The 21,121-nt window shown below is 62.8% G+C and carries 19 protein-coding genes; 6 read left to right on the top strand and 13 right to left on the bottom strand.

Annotated elements, in window-relative coordinates; all coding sequences use genetic code 11:
- Window positions 1-169 precede the first annotated feature (169 nt).
- The 6 genes from parE to BUC36_RS14125 form a co-directional block, all read right to left on the bottom strand.
- On the bottom strand, window positions 170-2,056 hold the full coding sequence (gene parE / locus BUC36_RS14150) for a DNA topoisomerase IV subunit B (RefSeq protein WP_073276307.1): 1,887 nt from the start codon (window positions 2,054-2,056) through the stop codon (window positions 170-172).
- Between the two features lie 55 nt (window positions 2,057-2,111).
- Window positions 2,112-2,732, bottom strand: a complete 621-nt coding sequence (locus BUC36_RS14145; protein ID WP_073276305.1) for a YqiA/YcfP family alpha/beta fold hydrolase — start codon at window positions 2,730-2,732, stop codon at window positions 2,112-2,114.
- A gap of 99 nt (window positions 2,733-2,831) precedes the next feature.
- Window positions 2,832-3,533 carry a hypothetical protein gene (locus BUC36_RS14140; protein ID WP_073276303.1) on the bottom strand — a complete coding sequence of 234 codons (702 nt, stop codon included), beginning with the start codon at window positions 3,531-3,533 and terminating at the stop codon, window positions 2,832-2,834.
- A gap of 132 nt (window positions 3,534-3,665) precedes the next feature.
- Complete coding sequence (locus BUC36_RS14135; RefSeq protein WP_234995003.1) at window positions 3,666-4,493, bottom strand: phosphodiesterase; 828 nt, start codon at window positions 4,491-4,493, stop codon at window positions 3,666-3,668.
- Between the two features lie 41 nt (window positions 4,494-4,534).
- On the bottom strand, window positions 4,535-5,056 hold the full coding sequence (locus BUC36_RS14130) for a DUF1249 domain-containing protein (protein WP_073276301.1): 522 nt from the start codon (window positions 5,054-5,056) through the stop codon (window positions 4,535-4,537).
- 87 nt (window positions 5,057-5,143) lie between these two features.
- Window positions 5,144-5,803: an NUDIX domain-containing protein gene (locus BUC36_RS14125; protein ID WP_073276299.1), complete on the bottom strand. Its 660-nt coding sequence runs from the start codon at window positions 5,801-5,803 to the stop codon at window positions 5,144-5,146.
- 157 nt (window positions 5,804-5,960) lie between these two features.
- Between BUC36_RS14125 and BUC36_RS14120 the strand changes: the two genes are divergently transcribed.
- Window positions 5,961-7,001 carry a glycosyltransferase family protein gene (locus BUC36_RS14120; RefSeq protein ID WP_073276297.1) on the top strand — a complete coding sequence of 347 codons (1,041 nt, stop codon included), beginning with the start codon at window positions 5,961-5,963 and terminating at the stop codon, window positions 6,999-7,001.
- Between the two features lie 36 nt (window positions 7,002-7,037).
- On the top strand, window positions 7,038-8,090 hold the full coding sequence (locus tag BUC36_RS14115; RefSeq protein ID WP_073276295.1) for a glycosyltransferase: 1,053 nt from the start codon (window positions 7,038-7,040) through the stop codon (window positions 8,088-8,090).
- A 62-nt stretch (window positions 8,091-8,152) separates the two neighbouring features.
- On the opposite strand, the gene BUC36_RS14110 is transcribed toward BUC36_RS14115, so the two are convergent.
- The 5 genes from BUC36_RS14110 to BUC36_RS14090 all read right to left on the bottom strand — a co-directional run bounded on the left by BUC36_RS14110 (window position 8,153) and on the right by BUC36_RS14090 (window position 13,134).
- Window positions 8,153-8,623, bottom strand: a complete 471-nt coding sequence (locus BUC36_RS14110) for a DUF4136 domain-containing protein (protein WP_159436024.1) — start codon at window positions 8,621-8,623, stop codon at window positions 8,153-8,155.
- 227 nt (window positions 8,624-8,850) lie between these two features.
- The gene (locus tag BUC36_RS14105) at window positions 8,851-9,399 is read right to left on the bottom strand and encodes a DUF4136 domain-containing protein (RefSeq protein ID WP_073276291.1); all 549 of its coding nucleotides are present in this window, start codon (window positions 9,397-9,399) and stop codon (window positions 8,851-8,853) included.
- 24 nt (window positions 9,400-9,423) lie between these two features.
- Window positions 9,424-11,808: a PqiB family protein gene (locus BUC36_RS14100; RefSeq protein WP_084536076.1), complete on the bottom strand. Its 2,385-nt coding sequence runs from the start codon at window positions 11,806-11,808 to the stop codon at window positions 9,424-9,426.
- Complete coding sequence (locus tag BUC36_RS14095; RefSeq protein WP_234995002.1) at window positions 11,801-12,409, bottom strand: paraquat-inducible protein A; 609 nt, start codon at window positions 12,407-12,409, stop codon at window positions 11,801-11,803. The genes BUC36_RS14100 and BUC36_RS14095 overlap by 8 nt, the downstream gene beginning before the upstream one ends.
- A 56-nt stretch (window positions 12,410-12,465) precedes the next feature.
- Complete coding sequence (locus tag BUC36_RS14090; RefSeq protein ID WP_073276289.1) at window positions 12,466-13,134, bottom strand: paraquat-inducible protein A; 669 nt, start codon at window positions 13,132-13,134, stop codon at window positions 12,466-12,468.
- A gap of 629 nt (window positions 13,135-13,763) precedes the next feature.
- Here BUC36_RS14090 and BUC36_RS14085 point away from each other — a divergent pair.
- Window positions 13,764-15,266, top strand: a complete 1,503-nt coding sequence (locus BUC36_RS14085; protein WP_073276287.1) for a TolC family outer membrane protein — start codon at window positions 13,764-13,766, stop codon at window positions 15,264-15,266.
- Between the two features lie 45 nt (window positions 15,267-15,311).
- On the opposite strand, the gene waaA is transcribed toward BUC36_RS14085, so the two are convergent.
- A complete protein-coding gene (gene waaA, locus BUC36_RS14080; RefSeq protein WP_073276285.1) occupies window positions 15,312-16,601 on the bottom strand; it encodes a lipid IV(A) 3-deoxy-D-manno-octulosonic acid transferase in 1,290 nt (429 codons plus the stop codon).
- A gap of 169 nt (window positions 16,602-16,770) precedes the next feature.
- On the opposite strand from waaA, the gene BUC36_RS14075 reads away from it, so the two are divergent.
- Together BUC36_RS14075 and BUC36_RS14070 are read left to right on the top strand one after the other, a co-directional pair.
- Window positions 16,771-17,895: a glycosyltransferase family 4 protein gene (locus tag BUC36_RS14075; protein WP_234995017.1), complete on the top strand. Its 1,125-nt coding sequence runs from the start codon at window positions 16,771-16,773 to the stop codon at window positions 17,893-17,895.
- Complete coding sequence (locus tag BUC36_RS14070) at window positions 17,888-18,559, top strand: YrbL family protein (protein ID WP_073276584.1); 672 nt, start codon at window positions 17,888-17,890, stop codon at window positions 18,557-18,559. Before BUC36_RS14075 ends, BUC36_RS14070 begins: the two co-directional genes overlap by 8 nt.
- 42 nt (window positions 18,560-18,601) lie before the next feature.
- On the opposite strand, the gene BUC36_RS14065 is transcribed toward BUC36_RS14070, so the two are convergent.
- Entirely contained in the window at window positions 18,602-19,498 is an 897-nt protein-coding gene (locus tag BUC36_RS14065) for an ELM1/GtrOC1 family putative glycosyltransferase (RefSeq protein WP_234995001.1), read from the bottom strand.
- A gap of 268 nt (window positions 19,499-19,766) precedes the next feature.
- Here BUC36_RS14065 and BUC36_RS14060 point away from each other — a divergent pair, with 268 nt between their 5' ends.
- Entirely contained in the window at window positions 19,767-21,098 is a 1,332-nt protein-coding gene (locus tag BUC36_RS14060; protein ID WP_073276279.1) for a UDP-glucose dehydrogenase family protein, read from the top strand.
- Window positions 21,099-21,121: the final 23 nt, after the last annotated feature.

Here is a 21,121-nt window from a genome sequence, read left to right as displayed (position 1 = left end):
AGAAACTGCTTAGCGAGAGTGAAAGCTCATAAGCCTTGCAGAAAATACTGGCCAAAGCTTCTAACAAATTTACTAAACAATGAAGATCAATCTAAATCATGCCTGAAACGAATCGGGCAAAACAAAAAAAAGCCCCGCGATTGCGGGGCTCTTTGTTGAGTTCGGGCTGTTATCCGACTTCCGCCAGATTGCCTTTACTCTCCAGCCACTGCTTGCGATCACCGGCGCGCTTCTTCGCCAGCAGCATATCCAGCAGCTGGTTGCTGTCGTCGCCGGCATCGATGTAGAGCTGCACCAACCTGCGCGCATCCGGATCCATGGTGGTCTCGCGCAGCTGCAGCGGGTTCATTTCGCCGAGGCCCTTAAAGCGGGTGACCTGCACCTTGCCCTTTTTCTTCTCCGCGGTGATGCGGTCGAGGATGCCCTGTTTTTCCGCCTCATCCAGCGCGTAGTAGACATCCTTGCCGATATCGATACGGAACAGCGGCGGCATGGCGACGTAGACGTGGCCGTTGGTGACTAGCGGGCGGAAGTGGCGCAGGAACAGCGCGCACAGCAGGGTGGCGATGTGCAGGCCGTCGGAGTCGGCGTCGGCGAGGATGCAGATCTTGTTGTAGCGCAGCCCCTCCAGGTTGTCGCTGCCCGGATCAACGCCGAGAGCCACGGCAATATCGTGCACTTCCTGGCTGGCGAGAATCTCGGCCGAGTCCACCTCCCAGGTGTTCAGGATCTTGCCGCGCAGTGGCATGATGGCCTGAAATTCGCGGTCGCGGGCCTGTTTGGCGGAGCCGCCGGCAGAATCCCCTTCCACCAGGAAGAGTTCGGAACGGGACGTGTCGCCGCTGGAACAGTCCGCCAGTTTGCCCGGCAGCGCCGGCCCCTGGGTGACTTTCTTGCGCGCGACTTTTTTCGCCGAGCGCACGCGCTTCTGCGCATTGCTGATACACAATTCCGCGAGGCGATCGCCCTCTTCCGTGTGCTGGTTCAGCCACAGGCTGAACGCATCCTTGGCCACGCCGGAAATAAATGCGGTGGCCTCGCGGGAGGACAGCCGCTCCTTGGTCTGGCCGGAGAACTGCGGATCGGCCAGCTTGGCCGACAGCACGTAGGAACACTGAACCCAGATATCCTCCGGCCCGAGCTTGATACCGCGCGGCAGCAGGTTGCGGATTTCGCAGTAGTCGCGCATCGCCTCCAGCAGGCCGGAGCGCAGGCCGTTGACGTGGGTGCCGCCCTGCGCGGTCGGAATCAGGTTCACGTAGGATTCGGCGGTGATCTCACCGCCCTCCGGCAGCCACTGCACCGCCCAGTCGGCGGCTTCGGTCTGCGCGGAGAAGCTGCCGACAAACGGCTCGGCCGGCAGCACTTCCCAGCCCTGGTTGGCGGCCGCCAGATAGTCCTTCAGGCCATCTTCATAGAACCACTGATCGGATTCGCCGTCCTGCTCGTTGATAAAGGTCACGGTCAGGCCGGGGCAGAGTACGGCCTTGGCACGCAACAGGTGACGCAGGCGCGGCACGGAGAACTTGGCGGAGTCGAAGTATTTCGGATCCGGCATAAAGCGCACACTGGTGCCGGTGGTGCGCTTGGCGCAGTCGCCGATCACTTCCAGGTCCGAGGCCTTGTCACCGTTCTGGAAGCCGATACGGTGCACATGCCCGTCGCGCTGGATAGTGACTTCCAGCACCTTGGACAGGGCGTTCACCACCGATACACCGACACCGTGCAGGCCGCCGGAGAACTGGTAGTTCTTGTTGGAAAACTTGCCGCCGGCGTGCAGCGTGGACAGGATTACTTCCACCCCGGGGCGGCCCTGCTCCGGGTGGATGTCCACCGGCATGCCGCGGCCGTCGTCGCTGACCGACAGCGAGTGATCCTTGTGCAGCACCACTTCGATCTTCTTGGCGTGGCCGGCGAGGGCCTCGTCGACACTGTTGTCGATCACCTCCTGCGCCAGGTGGTTGGGGCGCGCGGTATCCGTGTACATGCCCGGGCGCTTGCGCACCGGATCCAGCCCCGTGAGTACCTCGATATCTTCGGCGGAATAGTTGGCCATATTCTTATTTACTACTCGTTAACAAAATCCGCAGACTTCGCCTGCAAGCAGGCTCCTACAGGTTAAAAAGAAATTCGACAATGGGCGCGCAGTAGCGCGCGAAGCCCTGGAAGCCGTGATCGCCCCCGTCCTCGATGGTCTGGCGCTGTCCGCGGTAGAACGCTTCCGCTTCGCGGTAATCGAGCGTCTCGTCGCCGCGCTGCGCCAGCAGCCAGTAACGGCCCCGCAATGGCTGTCGCAGCTCCGAGTCCAGTTGGCACATGGTATCAACGTCTGCCTGGGTTAGGCGATACTCCTGCGGCTCACCGCTGTAGGGCTTCAGTACCTGCCCGACGTAGGTCGGCATAAAACGCGACGGGTGCACCGCCGGGTTCACCAGCACCGCCGGCAGCCCGTAGCGCTCTGCCAGGTAACTGGACCAGAAACCGCCCATGGAGCTGCCCACCAGCCCGATGGGGCCGCACTCGCCGCTGTTCAGGAAGCGTTCCACCAGCGCGACCAGAGACTGTTGCGCGATGGCCGGATAGGGCGAAACCTGTGGCGCACAGAAGACGATACGCGGGTGTTCGGCGGCAACGCGCTCGCGCATCAGCTGGCACTTGTAGGATTGCGGCGAGGACAGAAAGCCGTGCAGGTAGATCAGCAACGGCCGCTTATTGTGTTCGATTGCAGACATGGGCGGGAATTATAACGCCCACAGCGGCGGGATTGGCGAGTTATGGCGGTAACCGCCGGCGGATCCCCTATTTACGGGGCGCCGCCTCAGCAGTTCTTCCTAGCGCAGGGATCTATCCAGGCTACTAAACGCGCGGCGCAGGTCCATGCGCATGTCCCCCCAGAATGCCGGCGGTGAGAAGCGCTGCAGGCGCTCGCCGCCGGAGCCGGTAAAGGTATCTCCGAACTCGCGGCGATCGCGGAACTGCAGCACGGCCTTGCCCCTGCGGTCATAAAGGGTACCGGCCAGGGTGCCGTAGGCAACACTCTCGGAGAACACCTGTCGCAGCCGGGTTGTCTGCTCCAGTGGGGCGGGAAGGTAAAAGTTGTCCAGACGCAGCCTCAGCGTGTAGTCGGCGGCACCGCTACTGGCAGCCAGCCGGCCGCCCCGCGGTGCGAGAAAGTTTTCGGCAAACGCCTGCGCCATCGTTTGTTGCAGGCGGGCGCGCTCACTGTCATTCAGTGTGCGGTTGCGAAATCCCAGTGGCTGGATACTGGAGGCATCCTGGCTGCGGTAGTCGATTTCGAGTGGCGCCACGTACACGGAGGCACCGCTGAGGTTCAGGGCCGGCGCGGCCGCCACTGCATCCAGGCCGCTGCGGCGCGGCACCAGGCCCTCCCCGCCGGCCTCAGAGCGAATCGCAGCGTGGGCACCGGCGCCGCTCGCGGACAATGCACTGCCTGAACTCCGCGGCTGCTGAGTGCACGCAGGCAAAAACAATAAGGCAATGCTCAGGATTACCGGCAGAGGACTTCTACTCATTTCGACACCACTTCCTGTCACCAGCTTCAACATTCATTGTAAGGCCGGCTGCCAGCAAAGACAGGTCAAAAAGAGGAGATGAGCCAGCGGCGGACTTGCGCTGACCAGATATTCACGGGAAAAGATCGATAACTAGTAGCCCGCGGAGGCCAGATCCACGCTGTATTCGGAGACGATAACCCGCTCAACACCGGTTTCGTAGCTGCCGTCATCGCGCAGCTCGAACCAGCGATAGCCCGGCATTTCTTCATCGACGGCGAAGGGCCCGCTGCCCGGCGTAAACTGCACCGAGGTCGAGGGTGTCGCGTGCAGGCCCACACTTCCAAGGCCGGGGCGGCCGAGCTGGCTGTCGAACTGCTGGTGCACATGGCCCCACACCAGCGCCTTCACTTGCGGTGCATCGCCGACCAGCTGCAGAAAGCGCTCGCCACCCTGGCGCAGCATATGGCCGTCGATCCAGTCACTGCCCACCGGCACCGGCTGGTGATGCATCAGGATCATCACCGGGTGTTCGCGACACTCCGCCAGCAGCTGCTGCAGGCGCTCGAGCTGCTCGTCGCTCAGCCCGCCGCAAATTTGACCTTCCAGACTGGTGTCGAGCAGCAGCAAGCGCCAATTGCCGAGCGCGACCAATTCCGCACAGCGGCCCGGGGCAAACTGCCGCATGCGCGCAGCGTCGTCGTGGTTGCCCGGCAGCCAGTACCAGGGCGTGCGCACGGGCTGCATTTTCTGCAGGAAGCGGCGGTACGCGGCCTCGGAGCCGTTCGCGCTGATATCACCGGTGGCGACCAGCAAATCTGCACCCGGCTGCTGGGCACCGATCGCCCGCAGCACCTCATCCAGGGTGTGGCCAGTGTCCAGCCCCAGCAACTGGTAGTCAGGCCGACCGCCGATATGGGGGTCGGTAAACTGAACCAGGCGCCGTACGGACCCGATTGACTCTTTGCGCTCGCGACTCACTTGTTCACCTTGTAATCACATCCCTGTGCGACCCGGCATCGCTAAAATCGCCGGCCATCCAGCACTAATTCAAATTCCACCTGACCGTTCGCGAGACAGTGGCCCAGCCATTCGCCGAGAAACCGATTGGCCTGCTCTCGTTCATCTGCCGGCTGCATACGCGGGTTCGGGTAGGCGTGATCAACTCCATTGCCACCCACCGGCCCGCGGCCATCCACGGCGACCACCTCCGCCATTCGCGCATCGTGGTAGAGCCGCACCCTGATCTGTGGCGGGGCCAACCAGCGGCGTTCGCTGTCGTCGGCCGCGGCACTCAGGCACACCTCGGTGGTGTACCTGGAGCGCTCCACTACCGACAGCTCCAGGTAACCGTGGGGCATCCTGTAGCGCCAGTGCTGCCTGCTGGCCAGCTCTGGCAGCAACTTGCACAGGCGCAGATAGTTGGCATCGCAGTCGGCGTGATAGGACGGCAAATCGACTCGATAAGTCGAATTGCGCTTGTCTTTTCGCGACAGACCCGCACCACTGCGCGCCTTTGCCCCGGTCTCGGTCAGTAGGGCCATTATCGACACTCCAATTCTATTGTCGCCGTGACTTAGATCTCAGTTTGCGCGCCGAGCGGGCAAATGAACGAATTCTACGGTGACTGGTTAGACCTCCGACGTTCCAGTCACCAGCTGTTCACGATTCAACTGCAGCCACTGCATGCAAATGATGGTCGCCGCATTGTCGATCGGACAGCCATCCGGGCCGCTCTCCGCCATCGCCTGCAGTACCTTCGAGCGCGGGAACACACGCAGGCGAATATCCTCGTTTTCGTGCTCCAGCCCGAAATGGCCCTCGGCCGCACTCAGGTCCACCTGGGCGCAGTAGAGGTGCAATCGCTCCGAACTGCCGCCGGGGCTGGGCATATAACTGCGAACGAAGTGCAGCGCCCCCACCGCCACACCGGCCTCTTCCAGCACTTCGCGCCTGGCCACTTCCTCCAGGGGCTCACCCTCTTCCACCATACCCGCGACCACCTCCAGGCACCAGGGGCCACCGGGTCGCTCGAGCGCACCGACCCGGAACTGCTCGGTGAGCCCCACCAGATCCCGCTCGGGGTCATACAGCAGCACGCCCACCGCCGGACCGCGCACGAAGAGTTCGCGCTCGAACTCTCCGCTCCAGCCACCGCGAAACAGCCGGTGACGCAGGCGCAGGCGCAGCATGGTGAAAAACCCCCGGAAAACCGCCGTGCGGGATATAACGTCCACCGCACCGCGGGTAAACATCGGGGACAAATCGTTTTTACTTTCGTCCGTTTCCATTATCGCATCTCTTCAGCGGGGCGACGCCGCGGCGCCCTCCCATTTGCGGGGCTATATCGCTGCCGGGCAGCTGTTATACTCTGCGCCCACTGAAATCGCCCCTGACTCAGCGGCCACACAATCACCTTCCCCCAGGATATCCAGAGAACGCACCGTTATGAGAGTGCTCAACATCGCATACCAGCAACTGCGGCGCTACGGCAAGACTCGGGTCAGCTGGGCACAGAAGCTGACCTTCGGACTGATCAAGAACGATCACTATACTCAGGTTTTCAGCGATCGCGACGTGGCCGCCTTCGAAGCGCCGCTCGGTATTCGCGATCTCGGGGTAAAAAAGGCCAATCGGCGCCTGCTGGAAACCGTCGAGGCATTCGAGCCCGACCTGGTGATCGCCGGTCACTGCGACATGATCAGTAACGAGACTCTGAAAGAGATCAAACAGCGGCAGCCGCACTGCGTGATCGCCCACTGCAACAACGATCCGCTGTTCGTACCCAGCAACGTCGAGCGCATCAAGTACCGCGCCGAAGTTGCCGATGCCGTGTTCGTGTCCACCGGTCGCCGCGAACTGAACATCTTTGAAGGCTTCGGGGCACGCGTCTACCACATGCCCAATCCGGTCGATCCGTCGATCGAGAACCTGGACAACTCCCAGCGTAGCGACCTGTCCATCGATTTGCTGTTCTGCAGCAACAGCAACAATTTCACCAAGCGCCTGCAGATGGTCAAAAACCTGAAGGATGCACTCGGCGACTCACTGAATTTCAAAACCTACGGCAGCTTCGGCGAGGCACCGGTGTGGGGGCGCGACTACGACCGCGCCCTGGCGCAGACCAAGATGGGGCTGAACTTCAATCGCCAGGACACGCACTACTGGTATTCGTCCGCGCGCATGGCGCAGCTCGCCGGCAACGGTATTCTGCAGTTCACCAGTGACAAACTGAATTTCGACGAACTGTTGCCGCCGGAAAGCGTGGTCTACTTCAATGAAGAGCAGGACCTGCTGGAAAAAATTCGCGAATTCCACGGCGACGACGCCAAGCGCCGCGCCTGGGCCGCGCGTGCGCGGGATTTCTTCCAGACGGAAATGAATTCGAAACTCTACGCGCAGTACATCGTCGAAGCCACGACGATGCAGCCCTTCAGCCACGACTACGTCTGGGCGCGCGATATCAATCTGGACGGCTCGCTCAGGTAGCGTGCCCCGGGCTATAGACACTGAATATTATTGCTTATGAGTAACAAGCCAATTCGAGTGGCACAGGTTCTGGCCGGCGCGGAACACGGCGGTGCGGAAAACTTTTTTGTGCGTCTGGTCAGCGGCCTCAACGAGCGCCCGCAACTGCTCGAGAAAGCCTTTATCCGCAATCACGATCATCGCGTGCAGGCACTGCGCAACAACGGCGTGGAAACCGAGGGTTTTAAATTCGGCGGCAAGCTGGATTTCCGCGGTCGCAAGATCTACCGACAGGCACTCAAAGAGTACCAACCGGACATCGTCATGACCTGGATGGGCCGCGCCACCATCATCACCCCCAATTCCAGCGACTACCTGCTGGTCAGCCGGCTGGGGCACTACTACAACCTGAAGTACTACCGCCACGCGGATTACTGGATCGGTATCAGCAAGGGTATCTGCCAGCACATGATCGACGGCGGCATCCCGAAAGAGCGGATTTTCCATATCCCCAACTTCGCCGATGAAACACCGGTGGAAGCGCTTCCCAGGGACAGTTTCAACACGCCGGAAGACAAGCCGCTGATCCTCGCGGCCGGCCGCCTGCATGTGAACAAGGCGTTCGATGTGCTGCTGCACTCCCTGGCGCAGATCCCAGATGCGGTTTTGTGGCTCGCCGGCACCGGGCCGGAAGAGAAAAAGCTCAAGGCCCTGTGCCACAAGCTCGGTCTCGACGAGCGGGTGCGCTTTCTCGGCTGGCGCACCGATGTCACCGCGCTGATGCGCACCGCAGACCTGTTCGTATGCCCGTCGCGGCACGAGGGGCTCGGTTCTATCGTGATGGAATCCTGGGCCCACGGCTGCCCGATCGTGGCGACCAACTCCCAGGGACCGGGCGAGGCCATTACCGACGGAGAGAGCGGCCTGATCACGCCCATTGACGACGCCGACGCACTGGCCAGGGCCATTAAATCGGTACTGGACAACGCGGATTTGCGCCAGAGCCTGATCGAGGGCGCGACGGAAGTGTATGCGAAGGGTTACTCAAGAAAGCACATCGTCGACTCCTATGTCGAACTGTATCAGCAGCTGATGGCAAAGCGCGGCTGAGTCGATTCGATGCACTGCAGCGGGCGCGGACAGTCCCTGTTCGCCCGCCCGCGAACTCAAACTCAATAGGGCGGGAAGCGGTTGAGCATCAGCGCCAGTTCCTCACGCAGCTGCTGCTGACTCTGCGCCGGATCGGCGTGGCGGGCCGCCGCGGACGGCGTGCTGGCGCGCCACAGGGGTGAACTCTGCGGCGACAGCACATCCAGCACCAGATAGTTTTCCCGGTACGGCCTGACCTCGAGCGGTGCCCGCCAACCAAAACCCCAGTAGTGATAGCCGCCGTAGAGCGCGAAGCTGTCGTCGTAGACCGCAACCTTCTCCACCGAGTTCAGCTGTAACCGCACCAGGAAATCCGCACTGTCGGCGCTCTGTGCCGGTTGATAGCGCATGCGCAACAGTCCTTCCAGCGCCTGTGTTGCGCGCTTTATTTCCAGCGGTGAAACGGGACCGGTAGCGAGGGGATCGAGCAGATAGTAGGTCTGCAGGCTGGTGAAATCCGCCTGGGGGTCGTAATCCACCGCGATTGGCGGCACAGAGGCGCACCCGGCCAGCATTAAAACGGTCAGGGCCAAAAATCGTAAACGCGAAGCGAGAGCCCGCAAGATGGCAAGCATGCCTTTCTCCTACTGCACAATTGCTGAAGAATCGGCATCCGTACCGATATGAACATTTATCCGAATGAGATGTTACCCGGCGCGGATGGCATCAGGCCGGGCATTTTGCGGCGAGCTTATAGCACGGCGCCGGAATGTGCGAATCATCAGTAAGCCGCCGGCAGATCCCGCAACAGCTCGCGCACCGCGGCACCGATAATGCGCTGGCGCTCCGCTTCGCTCTCAGGCCGGGTCAGCAGCTTGGTGGCGCTGCCACCCCAAATAGGCGCGTCGCCGGCGCGGCCGATACCCAGGCTCAGGATGACCCGCGGCGCGCCGGTGCGCGCGGGCAATTCAACCACCCCTGCGGTGGCGTTGCTGTCGAACTGGGCATCCCAGGTGGGATCCGTCGGATCGCCGGAAAACTGCTCTTCGACGACCGCCACCTGGTAGTCAATCAACATATCGGCGCGTGCGGCCTCGTTCACCTCCCGATAACCGCGCGCGCGCATCTCGCCGGCCACCGCCGCGCGCATTTCCTCATCCAGTTCCACTAGCTGTGCGGAGGCTTCCGGCGCTTCACTGAGCGCCGCCTCACCCCAGGCATAAGTGGAGAATGCCACCGGCGCCACGCGCGGTTCGACGCGCTCCACCTGTATGTCCTGGCAGCCAGCCAACATCAACGTTGCGAACAGGCCAATCAGTGTCTTGCGCATAACGACTTCCCTTCTTCCTTTGCTTTATTTGGCCGGCTCGACGGCTCCGCATATTTCAATTTTAGGACTCCAGGTGAACCACTCGGGCTGCGACTCGGGGTAGAGCGGATAGTGACTGCCCGACTCCACTTCCAGCCCCATCTGCGGCGGCTCGGGCGTTGCGAAGGCAACACCGCCGGCCAGCAGTGCCTGGGTGGACTCGGTATTGATCTGCAGCCCCGTCTTCAGGCCGAAATTCACTTCCACGCCGCTGGCGTTCCAGAACACCGTATGTTCGCGCACGAGCGCGCGATAGCAAGGCTCGATATGTACATAGATGTAAACTCGGTCCGCCAGTTCCCCAAGGGCAAAACCGGTGACTTCGCCGACCTGGACCTGCCGGTAGTAAACGGGGCTACCCGCCACCAGCGAGCCCCGGCGCGACGCGTCGAGAATGACCGCCAGCCCGGGGCGGCTCATGGTTTCCGCCAGGTCCTCGCGCGGCGGCTCGGGCAGCGCGGTGAATTCTGTCTGCAGCGCGCCGCCACCGGGCTCCAGCGCCAGATACCGGCCGGTGATCAGGGTGTCCAGATTCGCCACTTTGCTGATGCCGATCTGCGGTGACACCACCCAGATGCGCGTGCCGTCGCGGGCAAAATGCTCGCCGCGATGAAACAGTTTGGCCGTGGCGCGAACCGAGCCGAGATCGGGCTCGAGCCGCATGCGGGTGATCTCGCCCACCTGGATGCCCCGGTAGCGCAACGGCGCTCCCTCCTTGAGTCCCTCGGCGTCGGGCAGCCTGATCTGAATCGCCACGCCCTCTTCCAGCGCCGCCTCGCGACTGCTGTACAGGGGAAAGCGGTCACCATTTTTCGCCGCGGCGGCATTCTCCCGCGCGCGCGGCGGGCTGCCGAAGGCGATGCCACCCCTGACCATGGACAGCAGCGAATCCGCTTCCACCTCGATACCGTTCAGGCTGGCAGTGGCACGCAGCCCACTGATATTCCAGAAACGGCTCTCGTCGTTGACGAGGTTTGCATAGCGCGGCTCGATCACCACGTAGACTTCTACTCCGTCGCCGCCCTTGCGCAGCTCCATGCCCTGCACCTTGCCCACTTCGATACGCCGGTAGTAAACGGACGCACCGCGCTGCAGGGAGCCGGGATTGCGCGCCGTCAGGCGCAAGTGCAGGCCGGGCGCGCGCGGGTCCATCGGCGGTGCCGACGAACGCGCCTGGAATGTGCGCAGGGAGCGCTGACCGCGGCGCAAATCCACTTCGATACGATTGCCCTTGAGCAGGTCGTTGAGGCCGCCGGCAAAGTCGAGTGTCGGCGGTGCCAGCCAGAAAATGGTATTTTCACTCAGCAGGTCGTCGGTGATCGGATCCATCAACAGGCGCACTTCCATGCCGTCGATATTGCGGCTGGCCTTGACCGCGCTCACCTTGCCCACCTGTATGCCCTGGTAGTACACCAGGGTGCTGCCGGGCGTGACATTGACGCCGCGATCGAAGTTCAGCGTGACCGAGATGCCGGCATCGGCAGCGGCGAAACTGTTGTACAACTTGAACTCTGTGCCGTTGACCGCCAACGGCGACTGCTGCTGCGCCTCGGGGGTATGGAAACTGACGCCGCCGGCCACCAGTGCCGCCAGCGACTCCAGATTGACGGTGAGACCGCCGATACCGCCCTCCACAGAGATGCCGGAGCTGTTCCAGAAACGGCTGCCCCTATGTACCAGGTGGGCGAATTCACGGCGGATAAACAGGTCGATTTCCACCTCGCTGTCATCCTGGTCCAGGTGGTAGTCCTCCACCTGGCCGACCCGCAGCTGCCGGTAGTAAACGGGCGAGCCCCGGTTCAGCGACCCCAGGCGCGCCGACTTGAGCACGACGCGGAGACCGTCGCCGCGCACGAACGCCGGCGGCCGGTCCAGAGCGACAAACTTGCGCTTGCGACCGCCGCTGCCCGGCTCGACGGCGATATAGTTGCCGGACACCAGGGTTTCCAGACCGCGCACACCGGTAATGGAAAACTCCGGTTTCACCACCCAGAAATCGGTGCCCGCCACCAACAGGTGCTCGGCACTGCGATTGAAGTCAACCTCGGCCAGCACGCCATCGGCGCCGTCCAGCTCCGGGGCCTTCGGCGCCAGGCGAAAATCCCGCACCACGCCGATATCGACGCCGGAGTACTTCACCACCGTCTTGCCCGCAACAAGGCCGTCTCCGGAGTGAAACAGGATGGTGGCCTTTATGTCCCCCTCGGTGACATCCCGGTACAACAGCCACACGGCGATCAGTGCGGCAATCAACGGCAACAACCACACCAGCGGCAGGCCGCGGCTGCTGCGCACCACACCGCGCTGCGGTCCATCGTTGCTGAAACTCGAATCCCGAGAGCTGTTGTCCGGGGGAAAATCGTCAGCCATTCCCCGCAACTCCCTTTTTGTCGTTTTCGGTATTCACGCTTTGGCGCTGATCGTACACATCCCAGATGAGGCGCGGGTCGAAGCTGCGCGCCGCCAGCATCGTCACCACCACCACGGTGGCGAAAGCGGTACTGCCCGGACCAGCCGCCACCTGGGCGATGGCTCCCATATCGACCAGCGCCACCAGGATCGAGATCATAAACAGATCCAGTAGCGACCAGCGGCCGATACCCGACACCACCCGGTAGAGCTTCATCGCCTGCCGCGGGATCAGCGGCAGGCGAAACTGTATCTGCACCAGCAGCAGCGCCAGCCCCACCAGTTTCATCACCGGCACAGCAATACTGGCGACGAAGACAATCAGTGCGATGCCCCAGAGGCCGGCGTGATACAGCTGCATCACACCGCTGATGATTGTGCTGGGTTCACCTGAGGCCAGGTAGATGACCGTCATGACCGGTAGAATATTGGCCGGCAGCAGCAACAGCGCACCGGTGATAGTGAGCGCCCAGGTCAGCATCAGGCTGCCGTCGATACGGCCGTGGACGCGGGCGCCACAGCGCGGGCACTGGCAGCGACCGCCCGCGGGCAGCTCGACCAACTGGTGGCAACAGAGGCAAGTGGCTAGCCCATGCTGGAGCGCTCTCTGCGGGCGATTCACGACGATTCCCCCGCGCCGGCGGCCCGCAGTCGCCGCTCGCGACGGCGCCCCATGCGGTCCCAGACCGCCTGCGGATCAAAACTCAGGGTGGTCAGGTTCGCCACCAGCATCATCGCGACAAAACAGTAGAGCCCGGGCTCCACTTCCATCTTGCCCAAATCGCTCATCTTGATCAGCGCCACCAGGATGCCGAGCATATAGACATCCAGCATGCCCCACTCTTTCAGGTGCTGATACCAGCGCACTGCCGCACCCACCGGACGGTCGAGGAAAGCCCAGCCGCTACCCCAGCAGATAAAGGCCAACAGCAGGAATTTTCCCAGCGGCGCCAACACACTGCAGAACAGCACCAGTGTGGATAGCCAGATATAACCGGCGTCGAACAGGGACAGAACGCCGTTTACCAGCGTGTTTTCGGCACCGAAAGCAAAAATGGAAAAATGCAGCAGCGGCAGGCTCGCCGTGGGGATAAACAGCACAAGGCCCGTCAGGCTCAGGGCCGCCGTATAGCGAATACTGTTTTTGGCATTGCGGTGCAGGGTGGCGTTGCAGCGCGGGCACAACAGTTTCTGACCGGGCGGTGCCAGCCGCCCCGTCAGCAGCAGATCGCATTCATGGCAGGCGCGCTGCCAGTGCGTCGGCGTCTTGTCTCGCCCGTGTTGCATTTGTGCGGAGATCCTTGCCTGTTTCTGCACGATGTTTGCCGCATCCAAAAAGGCTGCGGGCGCGTCTATTGAAATGTTGCGCGGCGGCTCTATTAATAGCCGCGGCGTAATTGCCGAGTACAGGGTCTGTTCACACGAAATTCGATAGCCGCGTTGCCGCCCCAAAACGGGCCAGGCAAGGCGCGAGGAGCGTGGTTTAGCGTGCTAAATAAGCGACGAGCAACGCCGCTTGGCCCGTTTTGGGGCGCAACCCGAAGGGACGGGGCCGTTTTCCCGCAACGCTGCGTTGCAGCTCGCTTATGTGGCGAGCCACACGGCGCTCACTGCGCCTTGCCTTGCGGAAAAACGGCTTCCGTCGCGGCAATCGAATTTCGTGTGAACAGACCCAAGCCAGTAACCGCACATTCGCGTCGGTTTAACGAAGATATACCAAAAAGCCGCGACCGTCGCCTCGACGCTCCCGCTGGCCACGGGTACACTCTCGCCACTGCTTATGGGGAGACTGGCAGCACTACTCACAATAAGAGTTCAAATGGGGGGCCTCTTCGCTATCCAGCCCGACTGGGCTGTCACCCCGAACTCCAAAGTAGAAGCTTTAAGACCGCACCCGCCACAGGAAGTTGAAACAGATGAAAAGAAGTGATTGCACCGAAACGCGAGGCAGCCACCGGCGCCCGCTGAAGACTCATATCCTCGCCGCGCTGAAGGCGCCACTCGCCGCCGCCGTGCTGGGTCTGGGCGCCATGCAAGCCCAGGCCGATACCCTGTGGGAAATCTATCTGCAGGCGCTGGACAACGACCAGCAGCTGGCCGCCGACCGCGCCGCCTACCATGCCGGCCTGGAAGCCAAGAACCTCGGTCGCTCGGCGCTGTTGCCACAGATCAACGGCAGTGCCGAAGCCAGCCGTACCCGTTCCGATGCAACGCAGTTCAGCTACACCTTCATTGCGGATCAGGTCATTGCCACGCCCAACCGTACGGACTCCGATACGGATGAGCGCGTCTACTCCGCGCGCCTCGACCAGGCCATCTTCGACCTGCCGGCCTGGTTTGGCTACCAGCAGGGCAAAAAGGCAACGGACCAGGCCGTGGCTGAATTCAGCGCCAACCAGCAGGAAATGATGCTGCGTGTGGCCACTGCCTACTTCGACGTACTGCGCGCCTACGACGTACTGGAAGCCGCCCGCGCCGAAGAGGAAGCCCTGGCCAAGCAGCTGGAACAGACCCAGCAGCGCTTCGAGGTGGGACTTACCGCCATCACCGACGTCTACGATTCCCAGGCGGCCTACGACAACTCCGTGGCGCGACGGCTGACCGCGCAGGACAACCTGCTGAGCAATTTCGATGCGCTGTCTGTACTCACGGGCACGTACCACGATTCCGTCGCATCGCTAGCGGAAAACTTCAATGTGGCACCACCGGAGCCGGTGGAGCGCAGCGCCTGGGTCGACTTCGCGCTGGCCAACAATTTCGACCTCAAGGCCGCGCGCCTGGCCGCCGATGCGGCCCGCTATGGCGCCCGCGCCGCCGCCAGCGAGCATTTGCCGACCCTGAGCGGTTCGCTGAGCTATCAGAAGTACTACCAGGATGGCGACGCCGACACCTCGGTGCCGGGCGAGGCGCCGGTCACCCTGCCCATCGATACAGATCGCGAAACCAAAATCGCCGCGCTGACTCTGAATGTGCCGATCTATTCCGGCGGCCGCCTCAGCGCCAGCCGCCGCGAGGCGCGCAACCTCGCCTTCCAGGCCGAGGACCTGCGCAACCTGGCGGAGCGCAATACCGTGCAGAACACGCGCACCCTGCACCGCGCGGTGGTCACCGATGTTTCCCGCGTGGAGGCGCGCCAGCAGGCGGTGATATCCGCCCAGAGCGCCCTGGCCGCCACCCAGGCCGGCTACGAGGTGGGCACGCGCAATATCGTCGACGTACTGCTGGCCCAGCGCACGCTGTTCCAGTCCCAGACTGACTTCGCCAACGCCCTTTACGACTACATCCTCAACACCCTGAACCTCAAGCGGGTGGCAGGATTGCTGGCACCGGACGATCTGCAGCAGCTGGAAGCCAAGCTGAATCCGGCACAGCCGATCGCCCGGGTCGCCGAAGCCCTCGTCGCACCGGCGTCCAAGTAACGACCGCGACGGCAGGTGGGTCATCGACCCGCCTGCCGATACCCCTCACAACCCTTCGCCCAATTCCTCAATCTCACTCAGCAGGCGCTGCAGGGCACCGCTGTTCTCCTCCGCCACCGCACGGCCGCACTCGCCGACACGCCGCCGCCGGCTGTCATTGCCGAGCCACTCCTTGAGCTGTGATGCCAGCTGCTCGGCGTCACTCACCACCGCCATACCGCCCGCGGCGCGCAGCAGCTCCGCCACCGTGGCAAAATTGTGCAGGTGCGGGCCGCAAACAACCGGCACACCCCAGGCGGCCGGTTCGATCATGTTATGCCCGCCCACCGGCACCAGGCTGCCACCGACAAATGCCGTGTCGCAGGCGCCGTAGAAGCGCAGCAGTTCGCCCATGGTGTCGCCGAGCAATATCTGGTGTTCCGGCCCCGGCAGGCCGCCGTCGCTGCGGCGCAGCAGTTTGTATCCGCGCTCGCGGCACAAGCGCGCGATACCGTCGAAACGCTGTGGGTGACGGGGCACGAGAACCAGCAGTAAATCGCCGAAATCCTTGCGCAACTCCGCGAAGGCGTCGAGGACGATTTCTTCCTCGCCGGCGTGGGTACTGGCCGCCAGCCAGACTTTGCGCCCCGTCCGGCCGCGCCACTGGTGCGCCAGCGCCTGGGCTTCACTCTCGAGCCCCAGATCGATATTCAGGTCGAACTTGATATTGCCGCTGGCAGCCACGCGCTCCGGTGGCAGGCCGAGTGCCACGAAACGCTGGGCATCCGCGGAATACTGGGCCACGACCCGGGTCAGATTGTCGAGCATGGCGCGGGTCAGCCGCGAAAAACGCCCGTAACCCCGCGCAGATTTCTCACTGAGCCGCGCATTGGCCAGCAGCGTGGGAATATTGCGCGCCTTGCAGGCCGCGAGCAGATTCGGCCACAGCTCCGTCTCGATGATTACCAGCATGTCCGGTCGCAGCGCGTCGAGGAAGGGCGCCAGGCACTCGGGCAGGTCGTAGGGCAGGTAGTAGTGCAACAGCCTGCCGCCGAGCAACGGCCGCAGTGCCGCGCGCACGCGCTCGGAGCCGGTCGGTGTGGTGGTGGTTACCAGCCACTGCCAGTGCGGGTGCCGCGCCGCCAGCTGCTCGATTACCGGTACCGCCGCCAGCGTCTCGCCGACGGAAACCGAGTGCACCCACACCAGCGGCGCGCGGCTGGCGCGCGCCGGCACGCGACCGATGCGCTCGCGCCACCGCTCACGGTATTCCGGCTGCACCCGGCCGCGCCACCAGAGGCGCAGCAGGACCAGGGGAATAGCGGCTCGAAATAACCAGGTATACAGTGTGCGCATCGACGGGTATGACTAAAACTCAATCAGTTAATGGCAGAGCCGCCGCCTGTACGGGATGCGGCTCCGCTGCCTATAATGGGCGCCCTGTCCGGCCGCCCGAGTCCGGGCCCATCATATCACCGACGGGAAAATTTCCTCTTCTGCAATCGGAGTTGAGCCTTTGAAGGTAGTGCAACTGCTGCCCGCCTTGAATTCGGGCGGGGTTGAGCGCGGCACCGTGGATTTTGCCCGCGCCCTGGTAGCCGCCGGACACGAGTCCATCGTCATTTCCAGTGGCGGCCGCATGGTCGAACAGCTGCAGCGCGAAGGCACGCGGCATATTGTGATGCCGATCCACAAGAAATCCCTGTCCAGCCTGTGGCAGGTTCGCCCACTGCGCAAACTGCTGATGGAACTGGATGCGGACATTCTGCATGTGCGCTCCCGTGTGCCCGCCTGGCTCACCTACCTGGCCTGGAAAAAAATGCCCGCCGCCAGCCGCCCGAGGCTGGTCAGCACCGCGCACGGACTCTATTCGATCAACCGCTACAGCGCCATCATGGCAAAAACCGAGCAGGTGATCGCCATCTCCGAGTGCGTGTGCGACTACCTGCTGCAGAATTACCCGCAGGATTTGCAGCGCCCACCGCAGATCGTCTATCGCGGTGTGGACACGCAGGAATTTTATCCCGAACTGCAGCTGCCGGCCGGCTGGCTGGAAAACACCTGCAAGGATTTTCCACAGCTGCGCGACAAGCGCTGGCTGCTGCTGCCCGGGCGCCTGACGCGCTGGAAAGGCCAGGAGGATTTTATCGACCTGATGGCGCGTCTCTCGCGAGACTACGGCGATGTTCACGGCGTCATTCTCGGCGGCAGCGAACCGAACAAGGCGCACTACGAGGAAGAGTTGAAACAGCGCGTGCGCGATCGCGGCATCGAGGATCGCGTAAGTTTTGTCGGCCACCGCGCGGATATCCGCTACTGGTACAAGCAGTCGGCCATGGTCTTCAACCTGTCGAAGCGGCCCGAACCCTTCGGCCGCACGGTCATCGAGGCCGCCGCGATCGGCACGCCGCTGGTCGGTTACGATATTGGCGGCCCGGCGGAGTCCCTGCGCGCCTGCTTTCCCCAGGGGCTGGTCGAAAAATCTAACCAGGAAGCCCTTTTCCAAAAAGTCTGCGCGCTGCTCGACGCCCCGGCGGCGAGATCCAGTCTGACTGCGGAATTTACCCTGGAAAAACAGGCGCAGCACACCATCGAGATCTACCAGTCACTGCTGGCCGAAGGCGGCGCGGGAGAGAATGCGCGTGATTGATCTGAGCCACGGCGAGCCGTTCGCCAGCGGCGGCAACCGCTTCTGTTACCGCCACCCGGAAAATCCACAGCTCTGTGTCAAAGTGATGCGCCCGGGGCGCACAGCAGAACTGCTCGGCCGCGCCCCCTGGTACAAGCGCTGGCGCGGCGAGGAATATTTCGACGACAACCTGCGCGAACTGGAAGGCTATTCGCAGCGTGCGCTGCAGCGCGATACCGCGGGATTGTGGCAGCACCTGCCGCGCTGGTATGGCATACAGGAAACGAGCCTCGGCCCCGCGGCGGTCACCGATATGATTCTGGATGAGACCGGCGCGCCGGCCCCCACCCTGCGCCAGTACCTGAACAAGCACGGCCTGGATACCGAGGTGCGTGCGGCATTGCAGCGCTTCGCGGATTGGCTGCTGCAATACGGAGTGCTGACCAAAAACCTGATTGCCCACAACCTGGTGTTGCGCGAGGAACGCGGACAGCTGGAACTCTATCTGATCGACGGCCTCGGCAGCGCCGCCTTCCTGCCACTGCCGGAAGTTTCCGACTTTTTTGCCGAGCGCTATATCCAGCGACGGATCGAGCGCATGTGGCTGCGTGTGGACTGGGAAATTTCCGACAAAAAAATTCCCTGGCGCAAGTTCGAAGCGCGCGGACTGAAGCGTCAGCGCTGATTTACTTTGCGCGATACAAAAGCGGGGGATGAGCTCCCTGAGTCAGGTAACCGGCAGGCCGCAGCGGTGCAGCAGCGCGCGCGCACAGACCAGGTACTGGTTGAGCGGCTCGCGTGAGCGCTCCAAGGGTGCGACCACATCCTCCACCCGGTCGGTGACCACCCCCTGATCCACCAACCGCTGTACGGCGGCGCGCACCTTGTTTGCGCGCCCCCTGCTGGAGGTGCGGATAATGCCGACCCGCGCCCGGCTCTGCAGGGATTCGAACACCATGGAAATGCTGTCCTCGCTGACCCAGATCTGCTCCGCCGCGGCCATCTGCTCCTGCACCCAGCCCGGCGGGCAATCGCGCCAGTCGACGACCTGTGCGTTGGCCGCGGCAAACTGCTCGAGCGTGCCCGCCGGCGTGCGCCGGCTGTCCGATATTTGCCACTCCAGCGGTGCATCCAGCAACCGCTGAACCTGTTGCCGAATGGACGGCGCGTCCCACTCGAAGTGCTTGCTGGGCCCGCCCAGCAGGATCAGTCCCCGTCCCGGTTGCATCTTGTCCTGCGGCAGCGGCTCGGTCAGCGCTCCCTGGCTCAGGATAACGTTTTGCAACGGCGGCGGCCGATCGTGCTCCGGCACTATGGCGAAATCAAACCAGCGAAACGGCAACAGCGGCAGGTTGATCGCCACCGCGCGGCCGCCGAAATGGCGGCGGGCGGCCAGCATCGGCAGCCGACTGCGGCGGCCGGTGCCAATCAGCAGATCCGGTTTTGGCAGGTCGCGCAGTTCCTGCGGCTCGCCGCGCCACAGCTGCGCTGCCGAAACCGAACTGGGAATATCGAAGCCTTTCACGGCCCCGGCAAAAGTGCTGCGCAGCCCCTCCAGCAGCGCCGCGCTCTGTTTCTCGTGGGCTCGATTCCCGTCGAGGAAGCGCCAGACCGTCAATTGCAAGGGAAATAGCCTCTAACTATTGGAAAGGGTGGGAAGCATAGCCCAGCTTAGCCTCGCTGTTGAAGGGCCGGGCCGGCACAGTATAATGCCCGCCCCGGCGAAATTGCCGCGCAAGCTCGGGGCGCCGGCGCTGCGACACTATAGTCCTGCCACCGATGAACAGTTCCCATCCCAGTCACTGCACTATTATCGGGTACAATGCCGGCGGCCTTGCCGCGGTGTCAGGCCGATCGCCCCTATCCTTATCGACAGAAGTTGAGACTCGCGAATGAATGTAAGTGTATTTGGCACCGGCTATGTCGGCCTGGTTCAAGCAGCGGTGCTGGCCGAAGCCGGCCACAAAGTCTTTTGTATCGATATCGATGAGGCCAAGATCGAGGCGCTGAAACAGGGCCAGGTACCGATTTACGAACCGGGCCTGGAACCGCTGGTCGAGCGCAACCTCGCCACTGAGAACCTGCAATTCACCACCGATGCCAAGACCGGCGTCGAGCACGGTGAAATTATCTTTATCGCTGTGGGCACGCCGCCCGACGAGGACGGCTCCGCGGACCTGCGCCATGTGCTGACGGTTGCCAGGACCATCGCCGAACATATGAGCGAGCCGAAAATCGTCATCAACAAGTCGACGGTACCCGTCGGCACCGCCGACAAGGTGCAGGAAACCATCCGAGGCGAGCTCGACAAGCGCGGCGCCAGTGACCTGACTTTCAACGTGGTTTCCAATCCGGAATTCCTGAAGGAGGGCTCCGCCGTCGCCGACTGCATGCGTCCGGATCGCATCATCGTCGGCACCGACAGCAAGGAGGCGGAAGAAGCCCTGCGCCTGCTGTACGCGCCCTTCAACCGCAATCACGAAAAAATCATGGCCATGGACGTGCGCAGCGCCGAGCTGGCGAAGTACGCGGCCAACTGTATGCTGGCAACCAAGATCAGCTTTATGAACGAGATGGCGGAAATCGCCGATCTGGTCGGCGCCGATATCGAGCAGGTGCGCCAGGGTATCGGCTCGGATCCGCGCATCGGCTATCAATTCATTTACGCCGGCATCGGCTACGGCGGTTCCTGTTTCCCGAAAGACGTCAAGGCGCTGATCACCACCGCCGGCAAGCTGGGCATCGCCCCGGGCATCCTGACCTCAGTGGAAGAGCGCAACCAGCGGCAAAAACACTACCTCGTGGACAAGATCACCGCGCGCTTCGGCGAAGACCTGAGCGGCAAGACCTTCGCGCTGTGGGGCCTCGCCTTCAAACCCAATACCGACGATATGCGCGAAGCGCCGAGCCGCGTGCTGATGGAACAGCTGTGGGCGCGCGGGGCAAAGGTGCAGGCGTTCGATCCGCAGGCGATGGAAGAGTGCCAGCGCATTTACGGTGTGCGCGACGACCTGCAATTGTGCGGTACAAAGGAGAGCGCACTGGCTGGCGCCGAGGCGCTGATCATCGCCACCGAGTGGCAGCAGTTCAAGGCGATCGACATCAAGGCGGTGACCGGCGGCCTGAAAGCACCGGTGATTTTCGACGGTCGCAACCTGTACGAACCGAAGCAGCTGGCCCGTGCCGGTATCGACTATTACTGTGTCGGCCGCCCGCACGTATAAGCCGGACAGCTAATTGCTCAGCA

The organism is Microbulbifer donghaiensis (assembly GCF_900129095.1).
Taxonomy (GTDB): domain Bacteria; phylum Pseudomonadota; class Gammaproteobacteria; order Pseudomonadales; family Cellvibrionaceae; genus Microbulbifer; species Microbulbifer donghaiensis.
Note: the sequence above shows the minus strand (reverse complement) of the source record. Positions and strands in the feature narration are given on the sequence as shown.